This is a genomic window from Rheinheimera sp. 1928-s (assembly GCF_029269265.1).
In the GTDB taxonomy this organism is placed as follows: domain Bacteria; phylum Pseudomonadota; class Gammaproteobacteria; order Enterobacterales; family Alteromonadaceae; genus Pararheinheimera.
This window is the reverse complement of record NZ_JARIXP010000002.1, coordinates 637,276-647,724: the sequence shown is the minus strand read 5'-3', so window position 1 is coordinate 647,724 and position 10,449 is coordinate 637,276. Positions and strand designations below refer to the sequence as shown.

The window sequence follows — 10,449 nt, the reverse complement described above, 5'->3', positions numbered from 1 at the left end:
CACGCACTGCTGTTGCGCTGGAACAAGCCACTAACTAATTAGTTGCTGTCGATACATGAAAAAAACCGGTCTCTGACCGGTTTTTTTATGCTCTGCAGGATTGCAGAGCACCCCAAGGGGCCAACGCGTTGCGTTGTTAAAAATCGTTCCAGACGATTTTTTATGCGCTGCCATCCATGGCGCTCACCCATAGGGCCAGCTCAAGCTGTTAAAAATCGTTCCAGACGATTTTTTATGCGCTGCCATCCATGGCGCTCACCCAAAGGGCCAGCTCAAGCTGTTAAAAATCGTTCCAGACGATTTTTTATGCGCTGCCATCCATGGCGCTCACCCAAGGGCCAGCTCAAGCTGTTAAAAATCGTTCCAGACGATTTTTTTACCTGTCTGTTTAAATCCGTTATGATAAGCGCCTGATTTTTCGTGGAACCCTGTCCTGATGCGAATGCCTGTTCAGCCCGCTTCCCTGCGGCAGTTTGTTTTACTCAGCTTTTTTATGGCGTTAATTCCACTTGGGGTTTTGTTGTGGCAAAGTCATAGTGCCTTATCTGATGTCAGCCGTTATGCCATAGCTGAAGCCGAAAGTTCGGTTGCTAATGTACGGCGTGCTGAAAATATGCAAAAGCTGGTGAATGACATTGAACGTTCAGTGTTGCAGTTCAGCATTCTGAAAACCGATGCGTTGTCGCAGCTGGCTGCCACTCACTTAACTAACTATCAACAGAATCTGGCTTCTGTTTGCATTAATTTGGCTCAGCCTGTGCTTTGTGCGCAACAACAGCAACTCCTGGAATTGTTGTTTAATAGTTATCTGCTTGAAAGCAATGAAGAACTAAGCCCTATTCTGCAAAAGATCCGTCAGCAGCAAGTGCAATTAACCCAAGTGATCTGGGCTTTACTGGAACAACGATTACAGCAGCAGCAAGTCTATGCCGAAAAAGCGCAAAGCCATCTCGCCTGGCAAACCGTGGCCTTAGTGGTACTGACCTTATTGATGGTGCTGTGGGCGTCAGCCCGTATTACTGCTCCGGTGAAAATGCTGGATACCATGATCCGTTCTATCGGCCAGGCCAGCCATCATTTCCCACATGATAAAGTGGATGGCCCACGTGAACTGACCGAACTGGGTGAGCAGTTGCGTTGGCTGGCATCACGTTTACAGCAATTAGAAGCGCTACGGCTGATTTTATTACGTCATGCATCCCATGAATTAAAAACGCCTTTGTCCAGTATTCGCGAAGGCTGTGCGCTATTGAGTGAACAGTTGGTCGGGCCTTTGAACCCGCAACAAAAGGAAGTGGTCAGTTTACTCAATGGCAGTGCGGACAGATTAAGTGTGCTGACCGAGCAATTACTGGATTACAACAAGTTATTGCAGCAAGCCAAGCCTGAGTTTGGCTGGCATGACAGCCACACACTGTTACAAAACTGCTTTAATGACCATGCGTTATCTTTGCAGCAGCGTGAACAAACCATTGTGCTGGATTGTCAATTAGCCCGTATTTATACCGATTCTATGTTGTTCCGGCGTATTCTGGACAATTTGATCAACAATGCGCAGGCTTATGGTGCTGAGGGTAGTAACGTCTGGGTTAATTTGCGCCAGCATGACAAATTTATGCTGTTGGATGTGGCGAATAACGGCACTCCTATTCCTGCTGAATTGCGGGCTAAATTGTTTGAGCCTTTCCAGCGTGGTAAAGCCCCTCGTTTTGATGCGGTGCAAGGTTCGGGTTTAGGTTTATCTATTGTTGCCGACTGCGCCCGTTTATTAGGTGGTCTGGCAGAAATTATCGATGTCAGTTACGCCGATGTGTGTATTCAGGTGCGTTTGCCTTTAGTTGAGGATGCGGTATGAAAGTTTGGTTAAGTCTTGGCCTTTGTCTGGTATTAACGGCTTGTCAGGGGGTTAAACCTGTGACTCCAGTGGTCAATAAAACCATTCCAAAAGTGGAGCCAGCACAAACTCAACTGGTGGAAGCCCCTAAACCAGTGAAAGCTGAACTGGCTATTGCCGATGATGCGTTAACCTTGCAGGCTTGGCGTGATTTCCGCGCGCAATTGCTGTTGATGCCTGTAGCGGAGCGGGATTTATTGTTACGGAGCTTCAAAACCAGTCCTGTCACTACCTTACAAACTTTATTAATCAAACTGCATCCGGACAGCCCTTATGCGGTGCGTTTTGCTGCTCAAACTCAGCTGAACGACAAACTGACCACTTTACCTAAAGGCCTGGCTGATCTGTTGCGTTGGGATTTAGCCTACAACCAAAAACTATTAGAAAGTGAGTCCGCAGTCACGGCTTTGTCTCGCCTGAATGCCCAGCAGCAAGAACAATTGGATAGGCTGCGAAAGCAAAGCAAAGACTTACAAAAGAAAATTGATGCACTGACTCAAATTGAAGCCAAACTAAACCAGACAGGAAACTAAATCATGAGCAATGGCGCCCGGTTATTGCTGGTGGATGATGATCCCAGCTTATTACGTTTACTGACGTTACGGCTTGAAGGGGAAGGTTATCAGGTGATCAGTGCAGACTGCGCTGAAACTGCCTTGGTATTGCTTGGCAAAAATAAAGTCGATGTGGTGCTGAGTGACCTGCGTATGCCGGGTTTAGATGGCATGGCCTTGTTTGATGAAATTGCTAAGAGGCATCAGGGGTTGCCTGTGGTGTTGATGACAGCACATGGTTCTATTCCGGAAGCCGTAGCAGCCACTCAGCGTGGTGTATTTGGTTTCTTAACCAAGCCACTGAACAACAACGACTTGCGTGACATTTTAGCTCAGGCTGTGCATCAATCTCATGTGCCAAGTAAAGATGAATGGCGCACTGACATCATTACGCGCAGCAAAGTGATGGAGCAGGTGCTGGATCAGGCGTACCGCGTTGCACAACGTGACGTCAGTGTGCTCATCACAGGTGCCAGCGGTACAGGTAAAGAAATGCTGGCCAAAGCCATTCATAAAGCCAGCCCTCGTGCCAAAGGCCATTTTGTCGCTATTAACTGTGGCGCTTTACCAGAGCATTTGTTGGAATCCGAACTTTTTGGTCACACCAAAGGGGCTTTCACCGGTGCTGTGACTGAGCATTTAGGTTTATTCCGCGAAGCAGACGGCGGCACTTTATTCCTTGATGAAATTGGCGATATGCCCATGCCATTACAGGTGAAGTTATTGCGGGCTTTGCAGGAGCGGCAAATTCGTCCCGTCGGCAGTACTAAAACCATTGCTATAGATGTGCGGGTATTGTCGGCAACTCACCGGGATTTAAAGCAAGCGATGCAGGAACAAAGTTTCCGCGAAGATTTGTATTATCGTTTAAACGTGGTGAATTTGCAGTTACCGACTTTAAGAGAACGGGCTGAAGATATTCCCTTGTTAGCCCGTCATGTGCTGCAACAAAATGCAGAACGTCATGGTGTGCAGGTGAACCGTTTTTCTGAGGACGCCATGCAGGCATTGGTCACAGCTCAGTGGCCAGGTAATGTGCGGCAATTGGTGAATGTGGTTGAACAATGTGTGGCTTTAACTCACAGCCCTGTGCTGAGCGTTGCTCTAGTGGAACAGGCGTTATCGCAGAACCGCAGTTTTTGGCCCACCTTAAGTGAGGCCCGTGATCAGTTTGAACGCCAGTATTTAATACGTGTATTAAAAATGGCCGAAGGCAACGTCACCCGGGCCGCAGAATTGGCCGGGCGTAACAGAACAGACTTTCATAAACTGCTGAAGAAACATGAACTCAGCGCAGCTCAGGTGTCTGAGCAAAGCGACGAACTTGAATAACTGAAAATGGGGTCAGATCACATTGTTAACAGTTAACAATGTGATCTGACCCCAAAGAGATAAACGTATGCACGAAAATTTTGAAGTAGAACCCGATGTACTGAAAGCTAAAATCATCAGTGAAACCGCCCGGATCCAATGGCTGGAGCTGCAGAAGTTTTATGCCGCAGGCTCTGTGGTTCAGGTTTCTGCTGAACTGGATTTGGTCGATGTGGCTTTTGCTTTTAGTCAGGATGATAAAGCCGCTGTGCAACACTGGTTGCACTCTGGTCTGGTGGACAGAGTTAATGATACACAAGCTCAGCTTTGGGTAGAGCAACAGGCCGAGCTTTGGGCTGTGGTGATTTCTCCCTGGATTTTGGTGCAGGATAAAGCTGCTCAAGCTACCCATTAATTAGGCAGGTCACAGCTTATGTTCGCAGAAAATTTCCAGTTAGAGTCCTACCTGAAACGTATTGGTTATACAGGGCCTGTAGATCACAGTGCTGAAACCTTAACAAAGCTGATGCGCGCCCAGCTCTTTCACGTTGCCTTTGAAAACCTCGATGTGCAGGCAGGCAAGATTGTCTCCTTAGTACCAGAACAGATTGTCGATAAAATAGTTGGGCAGGGCCGTGGTGGTTATTGTTATGAGGTTAATGGCCTCTTCGCAATGGCACTGCAGGCTTTAGGGTTCAGCTACAAGTTTGTGGCTTGTCGTCCTATGTTTTATCCGGTGCGCCGACCTAAAACTCATATGGTGTTGTTGGTTCAGGCCGATGGCGATGAATGGATCTGTGATTTAGGCTTTGGCAGTTACGGTATTCGGGCTCCCATTGCTTTATCCTCGTTAGAGCAAGTCCAGCAACAGGACTTCGACCAGTTCCGTTTAACCACAGAACAGAGCGGTGCTTATGTGGTGCAGGCGATGGTGGATGGTCAGTGGTTAAGTCAGTTTGGTTTTGAGCCTTATGCCAGTGAATGGGTGGACTTTATGCCTGCTAACTATCTGAACAGCACCCATCCGGACACTATTTTTGTACAGAAGTTACTGGTGATTAAACACCATGAGCAAGGCCGCGATATTCTGCTGGGCGATCAGCTAAAACAAATACGCGCTGATGGCTCAGTGGTGCAACAGCTAAGCCCTGAACAGCGGGAAGACATACTAAAGCGGTTGTTGGCATAGGGTCAGAGCCTTGGCTCTGACCCTATTGTCGGTTGATATAACTAGAATTTCGAGTGAATATCTGATTTTGGGGTCAGAGCTGATAGCTCTGACCCACCCACTAATACCCTGCGGCCTGACCGTCTTTACGGGACTCTGAAGCACCGTAATACACACCGGTTTTGGGGTCTTTCATAATGGCTTGATAACCGCCAAATTCTCCCAAAGCGTAACGCACGTCATGGCCTTTTTTCATCAGCTCACGGGCTGTTTCATAAGGCACACCTTTTTCCAGCTGCACATAACCGCCATTGGTTAAGTAAGTGGCCTGCGAGTCGGTAGGTTCAGTGCTGCCCAGATGTTGCCAGCGTGCTGCGTCCCCTGCTTCTTGCAGGTTCATGCCGTAATCAATCATATTCACCACAATCTGCACATGACCCTGAGGCTGCATAGCGCCACCCATCACACCAAAGCTGGTCAGTGGTTTGCCGTCTTTACTGATAAAGGCCGGAATTATCGTCTGGAAAGGGCGTTTACCCGGCTCGTAGGCGTTGGCGTGTTTTTTATCCATCGAAAACATCTGACCCCTGTCCTGGAATACAAAACCTGTGCCCGGCGCAACCACACCTGAACCCATACCCCTGTAGTTACTTTGGATTAGCGAAACCATAGTGCCGTCTTTATCGGCCGTGGTCATATAAATGGTGTCTCCTTCGTAAGCTGCCGGATTACCTGCGTCCACCCGTTTTGCTGCGGTAGAGGTGATTAACTTAGCTCGCTCTTTGCCATAGCCATCAGAAATCAGGCCTTTTATGGGCAGCTTGTTAAAGTCGGTATCTGCATAAAATTTAGCTCTGTCTTCAAAGGCCAGTTTTTTGGCTTCCACTAAGGTATGAATACTTTCAACGCTGTTGTAACCCATAGCTTTTAAGTCGAAGTTTTTCAGAATTTGCAGCATCTGCAAAGCGGCTATGCCCTGGCCGTTAGGTGGTAATTCCCAAACATCATAACCACGGTAATTGACTGATACAGGTTCTACCCAATCTGATTTATGGCTGGCGAAATCTTCATAACGTAAGTAACCGCCGTTGGCTTTCATAAAACCATCGATACTTTTGGCGATGTCGCCTTTATAAAAGGCATCACGGCCGCCTGTGGCTATAGCTTTATAAGTGGCCGCTAAGTCGGGGTTTTTAAACATCTCGCCTTTGGCGGGTGCTTTACCATTGATAGTAAAAGTACCAACAAAATCACCGGGTTGATCTTTTAAACGGGGTACAGATCTGTCCCAGTAGTAAGCAATCAGCTCGCTGACCGGGAAACCTTGTTCGGCATAAGTAATAGCGGGTTGCAGAATTTGAGTCATAGGCAATTTGCCAAACTTCTGGTGCATTTCAAACCAGCCGTCTATAGCACCAGGTACGCTAATGGGCAGCATGCCGTAAGGGGGGAGGTCTTTCAGGTCGAGTTTTTTCAGCTCTTTAGACAGTTGTGTATGGCTTAAACCTTTAGGGGAACGGCCCGAGGCATTTAAACCATAAATTTTATTGGTTTTACCGTCCCAGATAATAGCGTACAAGTCGCCGCCTATACCGTTGCCAGTAGGTTCCATTAAACCTAAAGCGGCGTTAGCAGCAATAGCTGCATCTACTGCTGTGCCGCCTTGTTTCATAATATCTAAAGCGATTTGGGTGGCTAATGGCTGACTGGTGGCCGCCATAGCATGAGGTGCTATCACTTCAGAGCGGCTGGCAAAGTCAGCGCCAGTAATACGGTCATAGGCCATCAATTGGGGAGATAACGCAATCAGGCTGCAGAGTAAGATTTTTTTCATTGTGGTTGGTTCTCTGAAATACAGGAGCATTCAACCTAATCAGCGCAGGCTGAAATTACCAGCAGCACGCGACCAAAAGCCAGATTAGCTGGCTAAGTGTTCATTTAGCGCTGCTTTTTGTTCGAGGCTTAACACTAGTTTTTGTTTAGCGGCAAAATCGTATTGTACCAACACGGCTTTTCCGACCGCACAGCACTGATTGTTTTGCCAGGCTTCCTGATGCACTTCAAACGAACTGTTGCCAATCATGCTGATGCCAGTGCGTAATTCCACTGGCAGGCCATAAAACAGCTCTGCTTTAAACTGCACACTGATACTGGCCAAAATCAGCTTCCATTGTCTGGTATCGAGATCAGGTGTAAATAATTTGAAAATAGGATCCCTTGCCCCTTCAAACCACTGCGTCAGCACTGTATTGTTGATATGACCCAGAGCATCCGTTTCATTGAAGCGTGGCTTTATGATTTCTTTAAACATAACAATAACCTGAAAACTATGACTGATTTTATTGAAGTATACGATGATGTATTACCGGCGGAGTTTTGTCAGCACCTGATCGGCTTATTTGCACAAAGCCCTCACACCACAGCGGGTCGTACAGGTGGAGGGGTCGATACCAGTAAAAAGCTCAGCACGGACTTGTATTTAAATCAGTATCCGGAGTATCACCCCGTTCTGGCCGAAATTATCCGCCACACTACCACTTATGTGGCTGATTACTTTCGCAAGTACCATTTTGCCTTGATTGGCCCTGTCAGCATGACTGTGCCTCATCCGGCTGAAAACCGTATGGTGGCTATTACTGCCGATAACTACCCGCAATTGGGTGCACCTCAGGCCGATAACTTTATGCGTACTTTGTACCGGCTTGGTCCTATTCAGATGCAAAAATATCAGCAGGGCAAAGGCAATTACGGCTATTGGCACTCAGAGGTTTATCCGCAGTTACCCCACAATGAGCCACTGCATCGCACTTTGTTATTTATGTTTTATTTAAACGATGTGGCAGAGGGTGGTCAGACGGAGTTTTATTATCAGAATAAAGCCATTCAGCCCAAAGCCGGGCGTATGGTGATAGCACCAGCTTACTTTACCCACACCCACAGAGGTTGTGTCCCAGTGTCTGATGATAAATACATTCTGACCAGTTGGGTGTTGTTTAACCGGGCTGAACAGCTATACGGTCAGGCACCAGAAAGCTGAGATCCTGCTTTTGTATAGCTGTTGAATCACTAATTAGTGGCTGCGCCTAAAGGTGTTGCCGGGCGCGCCATTTCCAGATGTGGAATATCATCTTCCAGATAAGGCTCGCTGCAAGCGATAAAACCAAAAGACTCGTAAAAACGTTGCAGATAACACTGAGCCGAAATACGGATCTCAGAATCAGGCCAGCAACTGCTGGCTACATCCAGAGCTTTATCCATCAAGCCACGGCCCAAAGCCAGACGACGTGCGGTTTGCGACACACAAATGCGGCCCAGAGCAGGGCTGTTTTCATAACTGACACCAGGGGCAAGCACCCGTGCGTAGGCTAAAATTTTGTCGCCTTTTTTCAGCAGAATATGCCGGGTTTGTGGGTGTAAATCTTTGTTATCCAGCTCAGGATAAGGACAGTTTTGTTCAACAACAAACACATCTACCCTTAATTGCAGCATGGCGTATACCGTATACGAATCCAACTGACTAAAGCCTGCAACTTGCCATTCCATATCTTTGTCCTGTGATTTTTCTAATGATTCTGGCTTTACTATATCAAAGTCGCCGTTTTTTTGTCTGCTGGCCATATCGCAGCTTAAGGTGTTGCAGAAAAAAATCGGCATCACAGCGAAACTTGACTCACACTTAGTACATTCGTTTGATGAAGGCAAAAGGAGTTGTAATGTGGTTAAGCCAGATAGTCCAAAAGAAACGCCATTGGCAGCAGTTGCTCAGTGTGTTGGTGTTACTGCTGGTCAATATCAGCTTTTATAGTATTGGTCAGTTGCAACTGCAGCACCGTCAGCAGCAATGGCAACAATGGCTTGTGTTGCAGCCATTACAGCAACAGTCATGGCTGGTGAGTGAACAAGGTCAACTGCAGCTTTTATCCAGCCCACCTCCAACTGCTGCTGATTTTGTGGCTTTAGACGGCTCAAACCCAGTGTTACATCTGTCGCCTGAACTGGTGAGAAGCTGGACTGCATTGGATTATCTGTTACTGAATCTGCCTTTTGTGATCTGGCTGGGCTGGTTGTTATGGATCCGGCCTTATCAGCGGCAATTCAGGCAGGAGTTACAACAACTGGAGCAGCAAACCCAATTGTTACTCACTCATTTGGATTTACCTTTTCACCGAGAAACTAACCCTACCACCCAATTACAGCGGGTGTTGTTAAAGCTACAAAACTGGCAAAAACGTGATAGCGAAATTCGACAACTGGTGCGGGTGCAAGGTTTAGTGGATCACGAGCTGGCGATAGGCAACAGAGTATTTTTTGAAAGCCGCTTAAATCATTATTTAACTGAAGGTGGAGAAGCAGCAAGCGGGGCTGTGTTTTTGGTGCAGTTGTCACACCCTGAATCTAATCTGTCCAATCTAATCAAATTGCAGCGTTTAAGGGGTTGTGTTGAGTTGATTGCTGAATTGGTCTCTGGCTGGCCTGAGGCTGTAATGGCGAGGTTGGCTGATAACGACCTGTCGTTACTGATCCCAGGATTATCGGGAAAGGAAGCCGAACAATTGGGCGACCGCATGGCCCAGGTATTGAGTCAGGCTAACTTCTTTGATGAATGCCAGGATTTTGACCTGATCCATATAGGCTTCGTGCTGTATCAACAAGGGCAAAGCTCCTATCAGCTCATGGCTGAAGCAGATATGGCGTTAAAAACAGCTCAGTTGCAGGGGCCTAATGCGGCTTATGGTTTTAATGATCCACAAAAACCAAAAATAAAAGGCTCAGTCTGGTGGCGAACTGAGTTGCATAATGCGTTAAGAGAAAACAGATTTTTGCTGAGTTTTCAGCCGGTATTTTCCTGGCAGGACAATGATGTATTGCAGCATGAAGTGCTGGTAAGGTTGGCCAGCAGCGATGGTGACAAATTGGCTGCGGCCTTATTTTTACCTATGGCGGCTAACTGTGGTTTAGTCAGTGCGATCGATCAGTATGTACTGCTGAAGGTTGCTAAGCTGGGCGAAACTGAAGTGCTGGAACATTGCAGATGCAGTGTGAACTTAAATACCCAATCTCTATTAGATGAAGCCTGGTGGCATTGGCTGCAACAGCAGGTCAATAATGGAACTATAGTGGCCGCGGATCTGGCGCTGGAATTTCATGAACATCATTTAATTAAACACTACAAAAACCTGAAACCAAAATTGCTGCAACTGCAGCAGTGGGGCTTTGAGCTGATAGTCGACCATGTGGGCTTAAGCCTGGATGCGGCTCCTTATAGCGATGAGTTGCCAATACGAATGTTAAAAATTCATCCGGCTGTGGTGCGGGGGATCGACCATCAACTGGAACAGCAGCTGTTTATCCGCGGTTTATTAGCTTCTTGTGTTGGTAAAGATATTAAGGTGATAGCCACAGGGGTAGAGCAAGACCCTGAATGGCAGTGTCTGAAAAAACTGGGGGTTGTTGGTGCCCAGGGTTATTACTTCAGTCAACCACTGGCGCGGCTTATTGCCCAGAATCAGTTGTCGGGCTGA

The 10,449-nt window shown here is 47.2% G+C and carries 10 protein-coding genes; 7 read left to right on the top strand and 3 right to left on the bottom strand.

Going from position 1 to position 10,449, the window contains the following annotated elements; translation table 11 throughout:
• The first annotated feature begins 436 nt into the window (after positions 1–436).
• From P3C17_RS07750 to P3C17_RS07730, 5 genes are all read left to right on the top strand, one after another.
• Positions 437–1,855 (top strand): HAMP domain-containing sensor histidine kinase, encoded by a 1,419-nt coding sequence (locus tag P3C17_RS07750; RefSeq protein WP_300928871.1) that lies wholly within the window; start codon positions 437–439, stop codon positions 1,853–1,855.
• Positions 1,852–2,427 (top strand): hypothetical protein, encoded by a 576-nt coding sequence (locus tag P3C17_RS07745; RefSeq protein WP_300928870.1) that lies wholly within the window; start codon positions 1,852–1,854, stop codon positions 2,425–2,427. Before P3C17_RS07750 ends, P3C17_RS07745 begins: the two co-directional genes overlap by 4 nt.
• 3 nt (positions 2,428–2,430) lie before the next feature.
• Complete coding sequence (locus P3C17_RS07740; protein WP_300928869.1) at positions 2,431–3,780, top strand: sigma 54-interacting transcriptional regulator; 1,350 nt, start codon at positions 2,431–2,433, stop codon at positions 3,778–3,780.
• A gap of 67 nt (positions 3,781–3,847) precedes the next feature.
• A complete protein-coding gene (locus tag P3C17_RS07735) occupies positions 3,848–4,174 on the top strand; it encodes a DUF2288 domain-containing protein (RefSeq protein WP_300928868.1) in 327 nt (108 codons plus the stop codon).
• A gap of 18 nt (positions 4,175–4,192) precedes the next feature.
• Positions 4,193–4,948: an arylamine N-acetyltransferase gene (locus P3C17_RS07730; RefSeq protein WP_300928867.1), complete on the top strand. Its 756-nt coding sequence runs from the start codon at positions 4,193–4,195 to the stop codon at positions 4,946–4,948.
• A gap of 100 nt (positions 4,949–5,048) precedes the next feature.
• On the opposite strand, the gene ggt is transcribed toward P3C17_RS07730, so the two are convergent.
• Together ggt and P3C17_RS07720 are read right to left on the bottom strand one after the other, a co-directional pair.
• Positions 5,049–6,761, bottom strand: a complete 1,713-nt coding sequence (gene ggt, locus P3C17_RS07725) for a gamma-glutamyltransferase (RefSeq protein ID WP_300928866.1) — start codon at positions 6,759–6,761, stop codon at positions 5,049–5,051.
• Positions 6,762–6,845: 84 nt separating this feature from the next.
• Positions 6,846–7,238 (bottom strand): thioesterase family protein, encoded by a 393-nt coding sequence (locus tag P3C17_RS07720; RefSeq protein WP_300928865.1) that lies wholly within the window; start codon positions 7,236–7,238, stop codon positions 6,846–6,848.
• An 18-nt stretch (positions 7,239–7,256) separates the two neighbouring features.
• On the opposite strand from P3C17_RS07720, the gene P3C17_RS07715 reads away from it, so the two are divergent.
• Positions 7,257–7,964: a 2OG-Fe(II) oxygenase gene (locus P3C17_RS07715; RefSeq protein WP_300928864.1), complete on the top strand. Its 708-nt coding sequence runs from the start codon at positions 7,257–7,259 to the stop codon at positions 7,962–7,964.
• A gap of 29 nt (positions 7,965–7,993) precedes the next feature.
• On the opposite strand, the gene P3C17_RS07710 is transcribed toward P3C17_RS07715, so the two are convergent.
• Positions 7,994–8,545: a GNAT family N-acetyltransferase gene (locus P3C17_RS07710; RefSeq protein ID WP_300928863.1), complete on the bottom strand. Its 552-nt coding sequence runs from the start codon at positions 8,543–8,545 to the stop codon at positions 7,994–7,996.
• Positions 8,546–8,640: 95 nt separating this feature from the next.
• On the opposite strand from P3C17_RS07710, the gene P3C17_RS07705 reads away from it, so the two are divergent.
• The gene (locus P3C17_RS07705) at positions 8,641–10,449 is read left to right on the top strand and encodes an EAL domain-containing protein (protein WP_300928862.1); all 1,809 of its coding nucleotides are present in this window, start codon (positions 8,641–8,643) and stop codon (positions 10,447–10,449) included.

Coding starts and splice junctions, on each gene's coding strand:
- P3C17_RS07750 (WP_300928871.1), top strand. CDS start 437: ATGCGAATGCCTGTTCAGCCCGCTTCCCTGCGGCAGTTTGTTTTACTC.
- P3C17_RS07745 (WP_300928870.1), top strand. CDS start 1,852: ATGAAAGTTTGGTTAAGTCTTGGCCTTTGTCTGGTATTAACGGCTTGT.
- P3C17_RS07740 (WP_300928869.1), top strand. CDS start 2,431: ATGAGCAATGGCGCCCGGTTATTGCTGGTGGATGATGATCCCAGCTTA.
- P3C17_RS07735 (WP_300928868.1), top strand. CDS start 3,848: ATGCACGAAAATTTTGAAGTAGAACCCGATGTACTGAAAGCTAAAATC.
- P3C17_RS07730 (WP_300928867.1), top strand. CDS start 4,193: ATGTTCGCAGAAAATTTCCAGTTAGAGTCCTACCTGAAACGTATTGGT.
- ggt (WP_300928866.1), bottom strand. CDS start 6,761: ATGAAAAAAATCTTACTCTGCAGCCTGATTGCGTTATCTCCCCAATTG.
- P3C17_RS07720 (WP_300928865.1), bottom strand. CDS start 7,238: ATGTTTAAAGAAATCATAAAGCCACGCTTCAATGAAACGGATGCTCTG.
- P3C17_RS07715 (WP_300928864.1), top strand. CDS start 7,257: ATGACTGATTTTATTGAAGTATACGATGATGTATTACCGGCGGAGTTT.
- P3C17_RS07710 (WP_300928863.1), bottom strand. CDS start 8,545: ATGGCCAGCAGACAAAAAAACGGCGACTTTGATATAGTAAAGCCAGAA.
- P3C17_RS07705 (WP_300928862.1), top strand. CDS start 8,641: ATGTGGTTAAGCCAGATAGTCCAAAAGAAACGCCATTGGCAGCAGTTG.